This window comes from Bartonella taylorii, assembly GCF_023920105.1.
Classification (GTDB): domain Bacteria; phylum Pseudomonadota; class Alphaproteobacteria; order Rhizobiales; family Rhizobiaceae; genus Bartonella; species Bartonella taylorii.
Genome location: NZ_CP083693.1, coordinates 471,842 through 490,859 on the forward strand (window position 1 = coordinate 471,842; position 19,018 = coordinate 490,859).

Below are 19,018 nucleotides of genomic sequence, written 5' to 3' on the forward strand. Positions count from 1 at the left end.
CAAAAACTTTTCTTGATAGTGGTTTTATTTTCAAAACGCTTGCTCTTTTTATGCGAATCTTATTTTGATAAACTATGCAGTTTTCACCGGAACAGGATAATGCCTTGAAGGCTGTTGCCACGTGGTTGAGAGATGGGCGTTCTCCGCTTTTTCGTCTCTTTGGCTATGCGGGGACAGGGAAGACAACACTTGCTCGTCATTTCGCTGAAACAGTTGATGGTTCTGTCCAATTTGCTGCGTTTACGGGCAAAGCGGCACAAGTTTTGCGTTCTAAAGGTGCAAGTAATGCTTGTACTATTCATTCGTTGATTTATTGTCCGCGTGGAGAAGAAGAAGTTTCCGATGAGGTAACAGGGAAAAAGTCTATTGCACCGACATTTGCATTGAATCGGAAAAGTGCTGCTGCGCAAGCTAAACTTATCATTGTTGATGAGTGTTCGATGGTCGACGAGCAATTAGCGCGTGATTTAATGAGTTTTCGGACACCAATTCTTGTTCTTGGTGATCCAGGTCAGTTACCTCCTATATCAGGAGGAGGTTTTTTTTCCAATGGCACACCAGATTTTCTTCTTTCAGAAATTCATCGGCAAGCGCGTGATAATCCGATCGTTCGTCTTGCTATGGATGTGCGCCAAGGACGCGATATTGCTTATGGAGATTATGGGGCAGCTCGCGTTGTTACACGTAAAGAGGTTGATCAACAATTGGTTTTAGAGGCTGATCAGGTATTGGTAGGGGTGAACCGAACGCGTCACCTTTATAATAAACGTTTACGTGTGCTGAAGGGGTTTACAGCAGATTATCCACAAGCAGGTGATAAACTTGTATGTTTGCGTAATGATCCTGCTAAAGGTTTGTTGAATGGTTCTTTATGGAAAGTGATGACTTCACAGAAGGAAACGGTTAAACTGGGAATTAATCTTCTCGTTAAACCAGAAGAAAGTGAGCGTGGGGTGGCAAAGATTAAGCTTTTAAAAGCAGTATTTGATAACCCTGATAATGAGATCTCATGGCAATTAAAAAAAAGATATGACGATTTTGATTATGGGTATGCATTAACTGTTCATAAAGCGCAAGGATCTCAATGGGACAATGTGGTTTTATTTGATGAAAGTTTTGCCTTTCGTGACATGTATGCGCGCTGGCTGTATACCGGAATTACACGAGCTGCAGAGCGATTAACAATTGTTCGATAGAAAATTTATTCTTTGGAACTATGTTGGCGAATGTATTTTTTTCTGTCTTTAGAATTATACACGGAAAATAGGAGTGTGCATGGCAATAAAGCTTTCGGTTAATCTTAATGCTATTGCTGTTTTACGCAATCGGCGTAATCTTCCGTGGCCAAATATCAAAGATATGGGGTGTATAGCGCTTACAGCTGGTGCTGCTGGTTTGACGGTTCATCCGCGGCCTGATGAAAGGCATATTCGTTTTGCTGATTTGTCAGATATACATTATTTAATAAACAGCAGGTTTCCTGCTGCTGAATTTAATATTGAAGGTTATCCAAGCGATAGGTTTTTGGATATAGCAGAAAAATATGCTGATCAGATTACTCTTGTTCCTGATGACCCAGCTCAGTCAACTTCTGATCATGGTTGGAATTTTTCTCAACACGCAGAATTTTTAGCACCTATTATTCAGCATTTGAAAGAAAAAAAAATTCGTGTGTCATTATTTGCTGATCCTACTGTAGATGGTCTTGATATTGCTAAATCGATTGGTGCTGATCGTGTAGAATTTTATACGGGACCTTATGGTAGTGTGTTTAATGATAAGGAAAAGCAAGATCAAGAGCTCAATAAACTTGTTTTAGCAGCAAGAAGAGCTAAAGAGCTGCGCTTAGGTGTTAATGCAGGACATGATCTAACAATTATGAATCTTCCTGCTCTTGTTAACTGTATTCCTTGGCTTGATGAAGTGTCTATTGGTCATGGACTTATTGCTGATGCGTTAGAGTATGGAATGCATGATACTGTTCAGCGTTTCATTCGGTTATTAGTGTGATCCTTTTCTTTTTCTACAATTAGGAAGGATAAATTTTTATAAAGTGCTGTTCGTTTGTCTGAAAAAAACGATTTTGTAGATATAAATATTGCTTGCGGTATGCATTATGATAGCAACAAAAGTGCTGCGCTCAATTTAAAAACAATTAGCAATGGTTTTTTCATATTAGCCTATAAAGAGAAAGGTTATGAACAGAGCTTTTTAGCTTTGGTGCGACCTACTTTAAAGAAGCAGAAAATCAGCGGATGATTTTATAAGAGATACAAGATTTATATAAGTTTGTGTAAGCCTTTATAATTTTCAAGCAGCGTTTGCTCGGGATTTTTTTAAAAACAAATGTCTTATAAGATCGCACTCTTATCTAACCAAAATATTAGATTTCATACATAACGGCGGTGCCGAAATTGAGAGTTTTACGAAGAGTATTCTTTATCATGAGAGAGGTAAAATTGTGTTTTGTGCTCAAGTATAAAAACACTCCTCCTTATTTTATAATTTTTCTTGCTATCCATTTTGATTTAGTTCATGTTAAAAATCGTATAGTGTATCTTAATTTTAAGGATACAATGGTTCACTATGCAGAAGAGGAATCTTAGTAAATAATTTCTCTTCAGAAGTATTATTTTGTATAATATGCCGTTTTTGTAGAGTAGTAGCTGAAGTCTATTGGGGCATTCTGTTGTGTTTTTTGAAGCTTGGGGGCATAGTTCTTTGTATGAAACATATAAAGTTTAAAAGATTGTTCAATTACTGTATGATTATGAGCGGTGTTTTTGTTATTTATAGTGTGTGAAGCACTTAGGGTAATTTTTTATTCAATCAAAATAAGCTTAAATTCAGTTTAAATGTAGAGAGGAAGTATTTCTATGCGTGTTTATTATGATCGTGATGCGGATGTTAATTTGATTAAAGGCAAAAAAGTGGCTATTGTTGGTTATGGCTCACAAGGGCATGCGCATGCTTTAAATCTGAAAGATTCCGGTGTTCAAAAGATACAGATTGCTTTGCGCTCAGGGTCGGCAACAGCTAAAAAGGCTGCGGTGGATGGTTTTGAGGTTATGAGTGTTGCTGAAGCAGCAAAATGGGCTGATCTTATTATGATGGCAACACCAGATGAATTGCAAGCTGACATTTATAAAGAGCATATTCATGAGCATTTACGTGATGGGGCCGTGATTGCCTTCGCGCATGGTTTGAGTATTCATTTTGGCTTAATTGAACCTAAAAAAACAGTTGATGTCGTGATGATTGCTCCTAAAGGCCCAGGTCATACAGTTCGTAATGAATACCAACGTGGTTGTGGAGTTCCTTGCTTAATTGCTGTTGCACAAGATGCTTCAGGGCATGCCCATGATATAGCGTTGTCTTACGCTTGTGGCCTTGGTGGTGGACGTGCTGGAGTGATTGAAACAACATTTAAAGAAGAATGCGAAACTGATCTTTTTGGTGAACAAGCTGTTCTTTGTGGTGGTCTTGTTGAGCTCATCCGAGCAGGGTATGAAACACTAACGGAGGCAGGTTATGCACCGGAAATGGCTTATTTTGAGTGTTTACATGAGGTTAAACTTATTGTCGATCTCATGTATGAAGGTGGCATTGCAAATATGAACTATTCGATTTCTAATACAGCTGAATGGGGCGAATATACGTCTGGTCCGCGTGTGATTACGAATGAAACGAGAGCCGAAATGAAGCGTATTTTGAGAGATATCCAGACAGGTAAATTTACATCGAATTGGATTCAAGAATACAAAGCTGGTGCTGCTCATTTTAAAAGCATGCGGCGTTTAAATGATAGTCATCCTATTGAAGAAGTCGGCAAAAAGCTCCGTTCTATGATGCCTTGGATAAAATCTAATGCTTTGGTTGATAAAGAGCGTAACTAAAATTCATATGAAATATTATGTAAACAGCTTTTATGTTGTATGTATAAAAAGGGTAACTTTGGTTACCCTTTTTGATATGCTTTTCATGTATAGATTTTATTTTTTATCTTGAGTAGCTTTTTTTCTTATAAACAGGAAATACGTTACACCTAATCCAATAAACCATACTATACCATATTTTAAAGCTGTTAGGGTATCAGATTCTAATGTTAACAAATAGAGCATGAAAGCAAAAAAAACTAAAATAACCCAGCACGCGATAACACCTCCTGGCATTTTATAGATGGATTCAGCATGTAACTGAGGGCGATTGCGACGATACACAATATAGCTAACGAGAATTACAGACCATACGAATAAAAATGCAATAGCTGAGATACTAGTCACAATTGTAAAAGCACTTATGATGCTTGGGGATAGCGATGTAATTGTGTACCCTAATAAAATACACAAGCAAGAAAAGAATAGGGCGTTCGCTGGGACATGGTATTTGGAAAGTTTGCCCAAAACACGCGGCGCTCCTTTTTGCGTTGCAAGCCCATATATCATGCGGCTGGTAGAAAAAATACCACTATTTGCGGAAGAGGCAGCTGATGTGAGAACAACAAAATTCACCAAACCAGCAGCTATCGGAATTCCAGCAAGCCAAAACATCTCGACGAAGGGACTTCTATCTGGAATAACTTGATCCCAAGGTGTGACAGACATAATCACAACGAGAGAAAAGATATAAAAAAGTACAATACGAATTGGAATTGCATTAATTGCTTTTGGTAAAACTTTTTTAGGGTTTTTAACTTCAGCTGCAGTTGTTCCGGCAATTTCTATACCAACAAAAGAAAAAATGGCAATTTGAAATCCAGCAAAAAAACCTGTAATTCCCCGAGGAAATATATTTCCATCGTTCCATACGTGACTGAGAGAGGCAACAGTTCCATTGGGAGAGGTAAAGCCAATAGAGATCATGTAAAACCCAACAACAATTAATGCCAAAATTGCTATAACTTTGATAAGGCCAAACCAGAATTCAAGTTCACCGAACATTTTTACGGCAAAGAGATTAAAGACTAAAAAGAAAATAATACAAGAAAAAACGACAACCCATGGATTGAGTTCAGGCCACCAAAAGTGCATATAAGTGATGATGGCAATAATATCCGCGGCACCAGTTACAACCCAACTCAACCAATAACTCCAGCCAACAAAAAAAGCAATTCCTGGCCCTAGCATATCGGTCGAAAAATCAACGAGAGACCGGTATTGTGAATTAGAAAGTAATAATTCTCCCATAGCGCGCATTACGAAGTATAAGGCACATCCAATAATAGCATAAACGAGTACGATGGAAGGGCCTGCTACGCTAATTGTTTTTCCTGACCCCATGAAGAGACCTGTCCCAATAGCTCCACCGAGGGCTATAAGTTGTACATGACGATTATCTAATCCACGTTGTAGTTTTTTCTGAGTATGGTCTTCTAAATTTTGTTCATAGTTCATTTTCTGAAGGTTCCCTTTAATTATTTAAGATTCAAAATTACACTGAAACAAGTAATCTCCTGTATCGAAGCATGATATAAATGAGGAGTAAAGGGGAAAAACATTTTTTATGATTTCATGTGGATAAACAAAAGAATATGGAACTGATAAGGATATCTATTTCATTCCACAACAACGCAACAGATATTTGAGTACAAAGCTGTAAGCTGTCTTAAACAGTTATAAGGAACCTCATGGGTTACGGAAAATCCTACCTGTCTATACGTACTATAGTTGTTTTCGATGTCATAATGGAGAGAGACTTTGATATCCGGTCAAATGTTGACTAAAGGCACTTTTTGTTTAGCAATCTTGGCTAATCTCGTAGTGAAGAGAGTGTTGGTAGGCCAAGTACTAGCTATTTGTGGCACAACAGTGTGTTCTGTTGCGTTAGAGTTAGGATTGAAACCAAGAACTTCAGGTTGCAAACGGAAATTCTAGAATTTTTCCTTCTTGTTATCAAAAAGATTTTGCTCAATATTGACTTTCTTTTGGTTTGATTTTGCTTATAGGTACGCAGCGTATATTTATCTGGTGAAGCATATCTTGTGATATTCCATTACGCGTTTGAAAGAGTCCTCTTTTGCATTTTCAGACATTTGAATACATGAAAGACCATGCATATGTGAAGAAACGTACGTCTTTGCTTTAACATTATTTTCTTCACATCTTGTGACATAGATTGCTGTGGAGCTTATTAGTGTGAGTGAGGAGTCGATCAGTTTTTTGCACACTTATTGCAGTGCCATTACTTCATTGGACGTTGAAGTGAATCTATGCATTCTTTGTTGTGTTGTAGATTGCTATGTTTTTAGGTTTCCTATACGCAATGTTTGGTAATACTCTTCTTCTTAAAAAAAACATCAGTATGGATTTCTGAATTATTAAGATTAACTGTGCCAATTGATAAATCTATCATATCTTCAACGTTACTAGCAGTGAAATTTTTAGTAAGAATTCCAGTATCATTTTCAAAGAAGAGGGGGTATTTGTCAAATTAATCCCATTGCTTTGATGTTGTTTTGGATTGCTTGAATTATTTGAATCAGTATGAGAGATAGCTATGAGCTGAAAACCCTGCTATGAGCGTGGCAGTGTCTATAATCTGTAATTTGTAGCGCTTCTTGATGATGGTGGGGTAAATGGTATCGCTAAAAATATTACCAAACGGACTTATGTTTAATTTTAATTTATTGAAATTCGAAAAATACGTTAGGTTAACTCATAGTTTAATTATACAGAAAAAACGAGGAAGAATTAGTTGTAGTATGAGCTTTGGTAGAGTCCAGAATACCGATATTAATAGCGATAGGCAAATAAAACCATAGGAAGATTTGTTTGTCAACTTATCAATAAGATAAAAAGTTATCCAAAAAAAATGAAAAAAGCAAACAGAGATAAAACTGTTCCTGTCGCTATATTAATATATCCTTTTACGCGTTGCTTTTTTAAAGCGGAGCTCGCAAATGATATAAAAATGGTCATTAAAGTAAACCACGTAAATATGTTGAAGGAATGTATTGCTACAAGTTCAAAGCCTTTTTTTATACCACCGCCAGAAGCCAAAAATTTTGGAAAGGCTGCTATATAAAATATTGATACTTTGGGGTTTAGTATTTGTGTCAGAAAACCGTCCATATAGCTGGTGAAAAACTTTGTTTTACCTACAGAATGCTTTTCATTCTTTGATATTTTTTCTTTTGAATTTAAGCTGTTTATTCCAAATTTAATCGATTTAACTCCCATATATAATAAATAGCCACCACCCATGAGTTTTACTAAAAAAAACAGTGTCTTGTTGTTGAGAATGAGCGCTGATACACCTAATATGGAAAATGCTCCATGCACATATGTTGCTGTACATAGCCCTAAAACGTTCGCAAATGCGTTCTTTTTTCCCAGTCTCGTTGCATTATCGATGATAAGGGCCATATTCGGCCCAGGTGAGATGACTAAAAAAAATGAAACGATAAAAAAGGTGAGTATTTGGTGATTCATTTTACTTCTAATTCTGAAACTAATTTATCTTCGAGATATAATTCTATTTTATCAAACTTAGAAAGTTTCCCTACTCCCTGTGGAGTGCCTGTATATATGATATCATCACGTCTTAGCTGAATGTAGCTACTTAAGAATGATATTATTTTCTCAAAGCTAAAGATCATATTTTTCGTATTACCAAGTTGCCTCGTTTTGCCATTCAACTTCATTGTAAAGCTTATTGGGTTGTTTATTTTTTCCTTGTTTATGAAGTCAGAGACGTATGCCGCTCCTTTAAATCCTTTAGATAAAAGCCAGGGCAGCTTTTTTTCTTTCAGTTTTGTTTGCAAATCCCTCGCTGTGAGATCAAGACCTATTGCTACGGCATCGTAGCATTCTTCAGCTTCTTCCTCCTTGATCATGAAAGTGTCCTTTGAGATTTTGAGCACAATTTCAGTTTCAAAATGGATTTCTTTGGAAAAACTAGGGAGATAAATTTCATTTCCTAAAACGAGTGAACTGTTCGGTTTGCTAAAGATAACGGGTTCATCTTCAATAACATTGCCTAGTTCATGAGCATGTTCAACATAATTACGTCCGACGCAGTAAATGTCATTTATCATAGGAAACCACCAAATTTCTCATTTTCTTTTTGTATAGGCAGGATATCACTGTGGAAACTACATCTTTTCTCATATCGATATGTGAGCTTTCTGAAAAATATGCGTTGTGTGGGGTGATTCTTAACCTTGACGACAGCCACTTAGCATTGTCTCTCCAAGCTTTAATAAGAGGATGGCTACTTGGTGGCTCCATAGGGAAAACATCAAGGAGCGCATGGAACTCAGAATTCTCCCTTAGATGCTTTTCTAAACAATCAAAATCACTCAGAATCTTACCTCTTGCTGTGTTCACTAAAATAGCGTTTTTCTTCATCTTTTTGAGAAATTCTGGATTAATCATTCCCATTGTTTCTTTTGTAAGCGGGTAGTGTAGTGATGCTATATCAGATTATTCTAGAAGGTAATCAATATCTTCGAGAAGTTTGAAGTTGAGTGATTTAGTAAGGCCTTCATCAACATATGGATCTAAGATTGTTTTCTTACCATGTTTCATGGTGCTTTTTTGCTAAATCATTATGTCTGGAGACTTGCCTGCAATCCTCCAAAATCATGGTTAAGGTAGTGTCAGCTACTTCAAGAAAGGTTGCTAGCGAATTCAAAGCCGTGTTTTCTAAGCGTGTCATAATCTACTTGGTCATAACCGATACCAAAGCGTACTGCTATTTTACACTTACGTAATTTCTTGGCTGTTTTCTCTGTTATTTTTGCATATAGCATCACGGTGTTGTAAACTAGCACTTTTATTTTCCTCTGTGGAATTTGCAAATAAATGAGACTGTTTTTCATTTTTATGTCTCGAAATCGAAGTATTTGCATAGAAATAACATGGAAAGCATTGATTTTTATCCAATGCATAATGATTAGTTAAAGCATTACTCATCAAAACAGAAAAGCCTTCTATTACCCCTATACCTGTAATTTGTATTACCCTATTTTCTACTGCTTGCCCCATGGGGAAAATACGTGGTATCTGATAAACTCCATCATCGAAGATACGGTTATAATAAAGCCATTCTCGTGTAAAAGGACTATACGAACTTTGCGTTAGGCATGATTCTTCAAATTCAAAAAACTTTCCTCTTATTAGTTCTTGCTTAACATTATAACTCTAACTTATCTTTTTTACGTCTGAATTGACAAAATTATCTACGGCACTTGCGTGTGTTTTTCGATCAGCATGTGGATAGGTATCGTTAAAATGTTTTACTTCGCTATTATAAAAAGCAATTATATTTTTTGCTAAAACTTTACGGCTAGAATTATATGCTCAGGCATCAAGATTGGTTACGATAGCACAGAAGAATGTTTCAAAGAGGTATTTCTACGGTGTACATTGTATAGTATACAAAAATATAATAAAGTCAATATGTTGAGTTCAATTATTTTATATGAATCCACTTAAGAATCCATCCTTTTATACGTGATTCATTTGACCATTTTTTATATAAGATTGCCATGTATGAATAGACCATAAAAAGCAAATCATGATGTAAATATTATAACGCATGTGTGTATTCAAATGAAATGAAAAGCAGCTATCATTCATAACAGTTCATAAATTTTATGATACGTTTTTATCACTCAAAAATCGCATTGTTTTAAAGTTCAGTCGTTTGAAATTATCGATAACATATGTTTAAAGATCATACCTTGTTTAAAGATTGGTTTGTTAATCGCATAATAAAAACAAAATTAATGGTTCCCAAAATTGGGGAGCGCAAAATCTAAAGATGTTATAGTATCCTAAGAGGGTAGTCGTTTGAAACTGTTATAAGCTTATAGGTTTAATTTATAAGATTGCATAAAAGGATTTAAAGACAAAATCGTTTTTAAAAACGCTTTCTAAAAATTTAGAAGATGATAGGCAGCCATTATACAGGACATTATCATCATAACAGATATGAAAATCACAATGTTATGTCATAAAATTTGAAATACTTTTTATGACATATGCAAGCAAGTGAGCGAAAAACGTTTTAAAAGTTGTCGTTTAAAAATACGAAGCCAAATAGGGTTGATCCAAATTTGGATTGAGAGATTTTAGTCACCCCAAATTTGGGGGCACCTATTGAGACAAAGATAAGCAAGCAAAATTCAAAACCGTTGTATCTCAATACATGGGGTTTTGCTAAATTTTTAGACAAAAGAGACAATGTTTTAAGAATGTTTTATTCTAAAGTTAGCGAGCGCGAGTTTGAGCTGGTTGATTTTAACGAGCCCAAAAATGGACCGGCTAATTTATAAAGAAGTTACGTTTGAGTGCAAAGAGAAAAGGCATTTATGAGAACCTTTCTAAATGAACGTTTAAACGTTTGAAACTGATGTTTATAACAGTTTTTAAAGCTTTGCGTTTGATAAAAGCGTTTGTTTATTTATCTTATGAAAAGCTGCTTTAAAGACCAACGCTCGTAAATGTAAAAAACGGATTTTGTTATAGACATTTACTTAAGACACATTTTTTTGATTGTATTGACAAGCCTACCAAGAGTTTTGATTTATTTGATACGTTTGTTTGATAGCCATAAAAGCGTTTATAGTTTCTCTTATTCAAATAAATGATATTTAAGATCATACCTATCATTTACATTCCTTTTGATAAGTTTTAATAAAGACAATAGAGCGCTTGCAATATGATACGTTTTGTATATAGGCATTACCATTTATTGGTAAATTTATATTTATGAGTCATTCGTTATATCTTCATTCATAAGCCGCGTCACGTAAATGGTACGGCTTTCTTTTTCTCTCTTTTATGATGCGCTTATAGCCATAAGAAAAGCGCCCCCACGCTTGTTTTTTTATTCTGTTGTATCAACAATCTTGATAACATTATCGCTTTCATAAACCTCACAATTTTTGGGTACCACCCTTAGCTTACTTTGTCGGTTTAATTTTGCCTTGCCATAAGCTTTACCCCAGACCTTTGCATAATATGAGATCTTTGCATTGCCATAAACAGAACCATAAACCTCAGCATTGCCCCCCACGCTAGCATTGCCATAAACCTTGCCATAAATTTTTGCACGGCTATTAACAACAGCATAATTATAAATCTTAGCATGGCTATAAACGCAGGCAGAACCCGAAACCTGAGCATGCCCATAAACCCATGCATCATCATAAACCCAGCAATTGCCCTCATGAGAGAGGTTGGCTTCCTTTTCAATAAAGCCGCCTAGATCGCCAGCTTTGACATCATCAAAATCTTTTAGAGCTTTAATGCGATAAAGGTTTGTAATCTGTTTAGTCATCCGATCTTTAATTTGTTTGCTTTCATTTGTTATAATGTATTTTTTGCACATAAGAACACCCTCATAATCTAATGTGATAAACGTTTGCTAAAATTTGAAATGGGAATATTTGGTTGAAAAGCAGGCGCCCCCGCCGCGCCCGTGCGTTCAATTATGCTGCTTTATTTTTGGTGAGACATAGACAATCTCTAATTCACCATAAGGGGAGAGCCGTTCAATATAGGTTTTTATTTTAGTAGACCCACCAACATTTTCACGAATAACAGCAATGCCATGGATATGAGCATTTTCATAAACATGCACGTTATTTGCTATACGGGCGTTTTCATAAACCCTAGCATTGTCATATACATAGGCATTATCATAAATAATAGCCTTGCCATAAACATGGGCATTACCATAGACATAGCCAGCAACGATAGCATTGTCATAAACCCGCGCATTTTCATAAACGTGACCATTTTTAAAAACAAGAGCCTCATTATAAGCCCAGCAATCTCAAAAGGGTTGGCAATTATAAGCCCGAGCAAGTGTTTAAAAGGTTGGGGGGGATGCCTATTATGAATATCGTCTGGTGCGTGAGCAAATTTTTGAACTCACAGGCAATCGCACTCTTCTTGATGTTGAAGATCCCAATGCTCAAATGCAAAGGCTTTATGACAATGCTGTAGAGCAGCAAGGACCCTTGGGGTTAGAGCTAGGAGTGCCATTAACGCCTCAGCAGATTGCTGGGATCAAAAAGGACATGATCTGGCTTGAAACCCACCTTGTGGATGGAAAAGAGGTCTTGGTGCCGCGCGTTTATTTGGCATCAGGGTCACAAACCCACCAAGGCAGTCTCGCCAGTGCTCATTTAAAAGGCCATGGCATCACTTTAGCAGCAGAACGTCTGACCAATAGCGGTGCGGTCTTTAGTGATAATGCACTCCATATAAAAACCACGAAGACTTTGTTCAATGATGGTGGTTTTTTGCTTGGCAGCGGTGCTGTTGATCTGAGCAGTGATGGTCTTTTAGCCAATTCTTCTGGTGTTATTCATGGTGATACGATCACCATGACGGGTAATACGATTATCAATAGCACTGCTAAAATCCGTGACAAGAATGCAAATGGTTTTGTTGATAGAGCTGGGCAGAAGGCGCAAATCCTTTCTGATCATGCTTTGAGCATTCAATCCCTTGGAGATCTTGGTGCAGAAGGAGGGGCATTCACCAGTGGCGGTCCGATGACGATGATTATCGGTGGCACAGGCATGATTGGCGCATTGGCGTTGGAGAGCGAACATAAGGAGACATTGGAAAAAGGGCATTATGATGCTCAAAGCCGTGATCATCGTTTGAGTGAAGTAAACAGTGGTGAGAATCTTACCATTGTTACAAACGGTGCTCTCATCGTGAATGGGGCTAAGGTTAAAGCCAAGGGCGATGCGGACTTTACCAGTGGTGACTCCCTCACCATGACTTCGGTGCAAAACTTTAGCAGCTATGACTTAGACCTTAGGGGCAAAGAAGGTGACAAATCGAAGCAAAAAAATAAATTCCGTCAACAATCCACACAAATCACCACAGACAAAACCACGGTGGAAACAGGTGGCAAGTTCTCTGCGCATGCGAAGGATGGGGATCTCACGCTTGGTGCAGTAGGCTTGAAAAGTGATGGCGAGATACATCTTGCGGCAGATAAGGGGAAGATCCAGTTTCTTAGCAACAAGGATCAAGATTTTAAGGACACTTATCAGCGTAACGAAAACCTTGTGTGGTGGAGTGAGAACGACAAAGGGTATTTGAAAGAGACCATCAAGCATGTGACGATAGAAGCCGGCGGTGGCATGAAGCTTGATGCGGGCAATGGCATTGTTGTTGAATATGAGAAAACCGGTGATTTAGACAAATCTCTTGAACAATTGTCACACTCTCCAGGATTGTCATGGATTAAGCAACTGCGTGATAATCCAGAATTATCCAAGCAAGTTGATTGGCAAGCCGTTCAAGCTGAATTTAAAGACTGGAATTATAAAGCCCAAGGTCTGACAGAAGCTGGTGCGGCACTTGTGGCATTGGCTGTCACGGCGGTTACGGGCGGAGCAGCCTCGGGTGCTGCCAGTGCCATTACCGGTGCATTGGGGCTTGGCTCTAGCACTGCCATGAATGCGGCGATACAGGCAGGTGTGCAAGCGCTGATCAATAAAAGCGCCATAGCTCTTGTCAATAATCGCGGTGATATTGCCGCAGCATTGCATGAGCTTGGTTCTTTCAAGAATGTTCTCAGCATTGTCTCTTCGATGTTAACGGCGGGCTTAACCAGCCAAGTAACGGAAATGGTCGGTGTTGGACAATCTTTGCCTAAAACGGCTCCTTTTGTCGATCGCATTACCCGTGAAGCAGAAAAGAACCTGATCAAAGCAGCCATTGGCACGAGCGTTCAAACGGCTCTTGAGGGTGGCTCTTTTGACAAGAACTTTTTTAACAATCTGCGTACAGCTTTGTCTGATACGGTTGGCAAGACGTTGGCGGAAGAAATCGGTACTGCCAAGGCTGAGGGTAAAATAGATACGGTCACGCAGATCGTTGCCCATGCAGGGCTTGGCTGCTTAAAAGGCGCTGTTGCGAGTGGCGCTTGCACTGCCGGTGCTGTGGGGGGTGCTGTAGGCGAAGCCACAGCTATGCTCCAGTTTAAACTGTGGATGCAAGGCATTATACGCGAGGAAGTGGGAGATCTCAACGGTCGCACCCCAACGGCGGAAGAACAAGCCCGCATCACTGCCAAGATTGATGCGCAGTTTGCTGACTTTAGAGAGCACACCATTGATATCGCACGGGCTGCTGGGGGTGTTGCCGCTGCCCTTGCTGGTGGTGATGTTAATGCCGGTGCCGATGCCGCAGGTAATGCCGCAGAGAATAACTACCTCAGCAGTGCGCAACAAGCTCAGATGAATAAAGAATTAAAGGAGTGTCCTGACCTTTTATGTGAAGCAGAAGTGTCTGCGAAGTGGTCTGTGATTAGTGGTGGGCAAAATATAAGCTTTGCGGCAGGTTTGGTAGCTGGTGTACCGGCTGAATTATACGATACGGTTGATGGTTTTATGCAAATGGCCAGCCATCCCATAGATACTTTGAAAGCGCTCAAAGATTTTGTCACCAGTGGTAAGGTTTTTGCTACCCTTGGGCAATCTTATGTAGAGCGTATTGATCACTTGATGGCGGAATATGAGCGAGCGGGCGCTAGTGGATCCTTTAATGCTGGTGTTGAAGTCGGAAAATTATTGACTGAAGTCGCAGCGCTGTTTGTTGGAGGCGCTGGATTAGCCAAGGAAGGTGTAAAGCTTGGCGAAAAGGCTCTGATCCAGTTCATTGCGAGGAGAGATTTTGCCCAATTCGCTTCCAAGAAAAATCTTCTAGAACTTGCTGTTCAAGGAGATCCTGCCAAACTTGCCGCTAGAAAAGAACTGACCAACTTTGCTTCTGGAGAAAAAAAGCTTTGGTTAAACAAAAAACCCATTAAATTTACCGATAGCAAATTTGGTCAGACAAACAAAGTTTATCAGAGAGACGACCTATTTGATCCTAATAAAAGGGTTAACTGGATGGAAAACAAAAAAGAAGTGTGGGGCACCAATATTGAGAGAATGAAAACAGGAAGAGCACCTATGGGTTTTGATGGCAGGCCTGTTGAGTTGCATCACCTAAAGCAAACGCATGAGGGGCCCATAGCAGAAATTGGTAGTAAAGATCATAATAAATATACTTCTGTGATTCATGCTAATCCAAAAACACATCAATCGCTTATAGATAGAAAAAAGTTTGAGAAGTGGAGAGAGGAATATTGGAAGGAACGTGCTCAAGGCTATAGAGAAGAGGTAAACAGTAACTTAGGAGGAATAATCGATATGAAATGGGGTATCATGGGTATAGATTTTCAGAGATGGGGACAGGAGTATGGGCAGTAATGATCTACGGTTAATTGAAAAGAGAAAAAACAGAAATTTGGAGAATAATTGATGAAAACCTATACCTTAGCTGATGTCATAGAATTAGTTGATAAATATGATGGTGATATTGTTAGTTTTGGGATTGCAGAAAATGCGGTTGATGATCTCGTGATTGAAAAGGCAGAGAGAGCTCTCGGTTTACAATTCACATCTTCCTATAAAGCTTTTTTAAAACATTATAAAGGAGGAGACATTGCTGGTTATGAAATCTATAGCCTTTATAAGGAGGGTGGAGAAGATATTCCTTTTGATGATATTGTTTTACAAAACTTAAATTATTATAGAAAAAATGGTTTTGTGACACCAGAACAGCTTGCCGTTAGCAGAACAGATTTTGGTGAAACATTTTACTTTGATTATACGCAGTTTCGGGATGGTGAATGTCCAATCTATGTCATGCTTCCATCTGAAGATTGCGAATATTACGCAAGTAATTTTTATGAATTCCTTTGCAAAAGAATTAAAGAAAGCGCGGGAGAAGAGATACCTGAAGGTGACCAACCTATTGAAAAGACTGAAAAAGCTCCCATTCCGCAACCTATCCCTTTTTACAAGAGTTTTTGGAAAAAACTATGGAAGAGGTGAAATTGATAGTAAGGAAAGTAACAACCTCTCCATACTTACAAAAATAAGGATCTCACGCTTGGTGCAGTAGGCTTGAAAAGTGGTGGCGAGATACATCTTGCGGCAGATAAGGGGAAGATCCAGTTTCTTAGCAACAAGGATCAAGATTTTAAGGACACTTATCAGCGTAACGAAAACCTTGTGTGGTGGAGTGAGAGCGACAAAGGTTACCTTAAGGAAACCATCAAGCATGTGACCATAGAAGCCGGCGGTGGCATGAAGCTTGATGCGGGCAATGGCTTTCCCACCAAGGCAGTCTCGCCAGTGCTCATTTAAAAGGCCATGGCATCACTTTAGCAGCAGAACGTCTGACCAATAGCGGTGCGGTCTTTAGTGATAATGCACTTCATATAAAAACCACGAAGACTTTGTTCAATGATGGTGGGTTTTTGCTTGGCAGCGGTGCTGTTGATCTGAGCAGTGATGGTCTTTTAGCCAATTCTTCTGGTGTTATTCATGGTGATGTGATCACCATGACGGGTAATACGATTATCAATAGCACCGCTAAAATCCGTGACAAGAATGCAAATGGTTTTGTTGATAGAGCTGGGCAGAAGGCGCAAATCCTTTCTGATCATGCTTTGAGCATTCAATCCCTTGGAGATCTTGGTGCAGAAGGAGGGGCATTCACCAGTGGCGGTCCGATGACGATGATTATCGGTGGCACAGGCATGATTGGCGCATTGGCGCTGGAGAGCGAACATAAGGAGACATTGGAAAAAGGGCATTATGATGCTCAAAGCCGTGATCATCGTTTGAGTGAAGTCAACAGTGGTGAGAATCTTACCATTGTTACGAACGGTGCTCTCATCGTGAATGGGGCTAAGGTTAAAGCTAAGGGCGATGCGGACTTTACCAGTGGTAACTCTCTCACCATGACTTCGGTGCAAAACTTTAGCAGCTATGACTTAGACCTTAGGGGCAAAGAAGGTGACAAATCGAAGCAAAAAAATAAATTCCGTCAACAATCCACACAAATCACCACAGACAAAACCACGGTGGAAACAGGTGGCAAGTTCTCTGCGCATGCGAAGGATGGGGATCTTACACTTGGTGCAGTAGGCTTGAAAAGTGATGGTGAGATACATCTTGCGGCAGATAAGGGGAAGATCCAGTTTCTTAGCAACAAGGATCAAGATTTTAAGGATGTTTATCAGCGTAACGAAAACCTTGTGTGGTGGAGTGAGAACGACAAAGGGTATTTGAAAGAGACCATCAAGCATGTGACGATAGAAGCCGGCGGTGGCATGAAGCTTGATGCGGGCAATGGCATTGTTGTTGAATATGAGAAAACCGGTGATTTAGACAAATCTCTTGAACAATTGTCACACTCTCCAAGTCTAGCATGGATCAAACAACTGCGTGATAATCCAGAATTATCCAAGCAAGTTGATTGGCAAGCCGTTCAAGCTGAATTTAAAGACTGGAATTATAAAGCCCAAGGTCTGACAGAAGCTGGTGCGGCACTTGTGGCATTGGCTGTCACGGCGGTTACGGGCGGAGCAGCCTCGGGTGCTGCCAGTGCCATTACCGGTGCATTGGGGCTTGGCTCGAGCACTGCCATGAATGCGGCGATACAGGCAGGTGTGCAAGCGCTGATCAATAAAAGCGCCATAGCTCTTGTCAATAATCGCGGTGATATTGCCGCAGCATTGCATGAGCTTGGTTCTTCCAAGAATGTTCTCAGCATTGTCTCTTCGATGTTAACGGCGGGCTTAACCAGCCAAGTAACGGAAATGGCCGGTGTTGGACAGTCTTTACCCAAAACGGCTCCTTTTGTCGATCGCATTACCCGTGAAGCAGAAAAGAACCTGATCAAAGCAGCCATTGGCACGAGCGTTCAAACGGCTCTTGAGGGTGGCTCTTTTGACAAGAACTTTTTTAACAATCTGCGTACAGCTTTGTCTGATACGGCTGGCAAGACGTTGGCGGAAGAAATCGGTACTGCCAAGGCTGAGGGTAAAATAGATACGGTCACGCAGATCGTTGCCCATGCAGGACTTGGCTGCCTAAAAGGCGCTGTTGCGAGTGGCGCTTGCACTGCCGGTGCTGTGGGGGGTGCTGTAGGCGAAGCCACAGCTATGCTCCAGTTTAAACTGTGGTCCAAAAATTTTATACAAAAAGAAATAGCAGCATTGAATGGTCGCCCGCTAACCGTAGAAGATCAAGCGCGCATAGGTCAAAAGATTAAAGAGCAATTTTCTGACTTTAAAGATCATGCCATTGATATCGCACGGGCTGCCGGGGGCGTTGCCGCTGCCCTTGCTGGTGGTGATGTTAATGCCGGTGCTGATGCCGCAGGTAATGCTGCGGAGAATAATAGCCTTGCATTAGCAGCACCGCTTGTTTTAGAGGCTGGAGCAGTTGTATCTTCCATAACTCCTTTAGGATGGGCAATTCTGTTAGTAGGTGGTGTAGTTGTTGTCGTATCCTATTTGAATAAAGATATTGTTGCTACAACTGATCCCCTTGGCAATTTAGCTGTTGTGTCAAAAAGTGCAGAAGGAGACAGTGAAAAAACAGACAAAAGTACCAAAGAAGAAAAAAACAAAGCTTCTCAGGCGAGTGCTAAAGACCCACAAAACAATAATGACGATGACAACGATGGAAAAGGTAAAAAGCTTAATAAAGCTAGGGAACATCATGACAAAAAGCGCGATGAAAAAAAAACAAGAATTAAATGATGAAGGATTTTCACCCAGTGAAAAAGAATTAACGATTGAAATTACGACAGATAAAGGCACAATTAAGATAAGAACACGTCCCGATAACACATTTATTAAGGATGGAAAACCAGCGTTTGGTGAAACAAAAACTGGCAATGCCAAACTGACTAAGAATCAAAAACTTTTTGCAAATATTTGTAAAACAACAGGAAGCATAAAATTTTGTGGTCCTGAAGCTGAAAAGTATCTTGAGCAAAATAAAGAAAAATTCAATGAGTATCAAAAAGATCTTAAAGATACTATAGATAATTTTAAAGGTAGTGTAAAAGAATTGGAGAAAGAATTAGATAAATTTAACAAGAATTGGGCTAAAAAACAGCTAGGTAAGGAGTGGAATGAAGGGACACTGCACTATGAAGTTGATCGACATCCAAGCCATTTAAAAGGGAAGTGA

Annotated in this window: 15 protein-coding genes and 2 pseudogenes; 9 read left to right on the plus strand and 8 right to left on the minus strand. The window is 39.2% G+C overall.

The genetic code is table 11. From position 1 onward, the window contains the following. Positions 1-74: 74 nt before the first annotated feature. From LBE40_RS01915 to ilvC, 4 genes are all read left to right on the plus strand, one after another. Positions 75-1,196, plus strand: coding sequence for an ATP-dependent DNA helicase (locus LBE40_RS01915; protein ID WP_004859379.1), 1,122 nt, complete (start codon positions 75-77; stop codon positions 1,194-1,196). 79 nt (positions 1,197-1,275) lie between these two features. Next, positions 1,276-2,010: a pyridoxine 5'-phosphate synthase gene (locus LBE40_RS01920; RefSeq protein WP_004859375.1), complete on the plus strand. Its 735-nt coding sequence runs from the start codon at positions 1,276-1,278 to the stop codon at positions 2,008-2,010. Between the two features lie 54 nt (positions 2,011-2,064). Next, a complete protein-coding gene (locus LBE40_RS01925; RefSeq protein WP_040296917.1) occupies positions 2,065-2,259 on the plus strand; it encodes a hypothetical protein in 195 nt (64 codons plus the stop codon). Positions 2,260-2,876: 617 nt separating this feature from the next. Continuing rightward, complete coding sequence (ilvC, locus tag LBE40_RS01930; RefSeq protein WP_004859368.1) at positions 2,877-3,896, plus strand: ketol-acid reductoisomerase; 1,020 nt, start codon at positions 2,877-2,879, stop codon at positions 3,894-3,896. Positions 3,897-3,992: 96 nt separating this feature from the next. Here ilvC and LBE40_RS01935 read toward each other — a convergent pair whose 3' ends face one another. From LBE40_RS01935 to LBE40_RS01965, 8 genes and pseudogenes are all read right to left on the minus strand, one after another. Next, on the minus strand, positions 3,993-5,393 hold the full coding sequence (locus tag LBE40_RS01935) for an amino acid permease (protein WP_004859365.1): 1,401 nt from the start codon (positions 5,391-5,393) through the stop codon (positions 3,993-3,995). 1,404 nt (positions 5,394-6,797) lie between these two features. Next, entirely contained in the window at positions 6,798-7,430 is a 633-nt protein-coding gene (locus tag LBE40_RS01940; protein ID WP_004859362.1) for a LysE family translocator, read from the minus strand. Next, positions 7,427-8,035 (minus strand): fumarylacetoacetate hydrolase family protein, encoded by a 609-nt coding sequence (locus tag LBE40_RS01945; RefSeq protein WP_004859359.1) that lies wholly within the window; start codon positions 8,033-8,035, stop codon positions 7,427-7,429. The genes LBE40_RS01940 and LBE40_RS01945 overlap by 4 nt, the downstream gene beginning before the upstream one ends. Next, positions 8,025-8,375 (minus strand): NAD(P)-dependent oxidoreductase, encoded by a 351-nt coding sequence (locus LBE40_RS01950; protein WP_245256402.1) that lies wholly within the window; start codon positions 8,373-8,375, stop codon positions 8,025-8,027. The genes LBE40_RS01945 and LBE40_RS01950 overlap by 11 nt, the downstream gene beginning before the upstream one ends. Before the next feature lie 233 nt (positions 8,376-8,608). Further along, a complete protein-coding gene (locus LBE40_RS08455) occupies positions 8,609-8,752 on the minus strand; it encodes a hypothetical protein (RefSeq protein WP_420868180.1) in 144 nt (47 codons plus the stop codon). Continuing rightward, positions 8,706-9,119 (minus strand): type ISP restriction/modification enzyme, encoded by a 414-nt coding sequence (locus LBE40_RS08420; protein WP_338070536.1) that lies wholly within the window; start codon positions 9,117-9,119, stop codon positions 8,706-8,708. The genes LBE40_RS08455 and LBE40_RS08420 overlap by 47 nt, the downstream gene beginning before the upstream one ends. Before the next feature lie 1,714 nt (positions 9,120-10,833). Then, positions 10,834-11,337, minus strand: a complete 504-nt coding sequence (locus LBE40_RS01960; protein WP_252615215.1) for a hypothetical protein — start codon at positions 11,335-11,337, stop codon at positions 10,834-10,836. 96 nt (positions 11,338-11,433) lie between these two features. Continuing rightward, positions 11,434-11,784, minus strand: a pseudogene (locus LBE40_RS01965) (hypothetical protein); the annotation flags it as partial. On the opposite strand from LBE40_RS01965, the pseudogene LBE40_RS01970 reads away from it, so the two are divergent. From LBE40_RS01970 to LBE40_RS01990, 5 genes and pseudogenes are all read left to right on the plus strand, one after another. Continuing rightward, positions 11,784-15,232, plus strand: a pseudogene (locus LBE40_RS01970) (DUF637 domain-containing protein); the annotation flags it as partial. The pseudogenes LBE40_RS01965 and LBE40_RS01970 overlap by 1 nt on opposite strands. A 51-nt stretch (positions 15,233-15,283) precedes the next feature. Continuing rightward, complete coding sequence (locus tag LBE40_RS01975; RefSeq protein ID WP_004859336.1) at positions 15,284-15,859, plus strand: SMI1/KNR4 family protein; 576 nt, start codon at positions 15,284-15,286, stop codon at positions 15,857-15,859. A gap of 72 nt (positions 15,860-15,931) precedes the next feature. Further along, positions 15,932-16,174, plus strand: a complete 243-nt coding sequence (locus tag LBE40_RS01980) for a hypothetical protein (protein ID WP_252615155.1) — start codon at positions 15,932-15,934, stop codon at positions 16,172-16,174. A 113-nt stretch (positions 16,175-16,287) separates the two neighbouring features. Next, entirely contained in the window at positions 16,288-18,582 is a 2,295-nt protein-coding gene (locus tag LBE40_RS01985; RefSeq protein ID WP_252615216.1) for a DUF637 domain-containing protein, read from the plus strand. Continuing rightward, on the plus strand, positions 18,542-19,018 hold the full coding sequence (locus LBE40_RS01990) for a hypothetical protein (protein ID WP_004859322.1): 477 nt from the start codon (positions 18,542-18,544) through the stop codon (positions 19,016-19,018). Before LBE40_RS01985 ends, LBE40_RS01990 begins: the two co-directional genes overlap by 41 nt.

Bases quoted from the DNA above. Each gene is read 5' to 3' on its own strand.
- LBE40_RS01915 (WP_004859379.1), top strand. From the start codon at position 75: ATGCAGTTTTCACCGGAACAGGATAATGCCTTGAAGGCTGTTGCCACG.
- LBE40_RS01920 (WP_004859375.1), top strand. From the start codon at position 1,276: ATGGCAATAAAGCTTTCGGTTAATCTTAATGCTATTGCTGTTTTACGC.
- ilvC (WP_004859368.1), top strand. From the start codon at position 2,877: ATGCGTGTTTATTATGATCGTGATGCGGATGTTAATTTGATTAAAGGC.
- LBE40_RS01935 (WP_004859365.1), bottom strand. From the start codon at position 5,393: ATGAACTATGAACAAAATTTAGAAGACCATACTCAGAAAAAACTACAA.
- LBE40_RS01940 (WP_004859362.1), bottom strand. From the start codon at position 7,430: ATGAATCACCAAATACTCACCTTTTTTATCGTTTCATTTTTTTTAGTC.
- LBE40_RS01945 (WP_004859359.1), bottom strand. From the start codon at position 8,035: ATGATAAATGACATTTACTGCGTCGGACGTAATTATGTTGAACATGCT.
- LBE40_RS01950 (WP_245256402.1), bottom strand. From the start codon at position 8,375: ATGATTAATCCAGAATTTCTCAAAAAGATGAAGAAAAACGCTATTTTA.
- LBE40_RS08455 (WP_420868180.1), bottom strand. From the start codon at position 8,752: ATGCTATATGCAAAAATAACAGAGAAAACAGCCAAGAAATTACGTAAG.
- LBE40_RS01960 (WP_252615215.1), bottom strand. From the start codon at position 11,337: ATGTGCAAAAAATACATTATAACAAATGAAAGCAAACAAATTAAAGAT.
- LBE40_RS01975 (WP_004859336.1), top strand. From the start codon at position 15,284: ATGAAAACCTATACCTTAGCTGATGTCATAGAATTAGTTGATAAATAT.
- LBE40_RS01990 (WP_004859322.1), top strand. From the start codon at position 18,542: ATGACAAAAAGCGCGATGAAAAAAAAACAAGAATTAAATGATGAAGGA.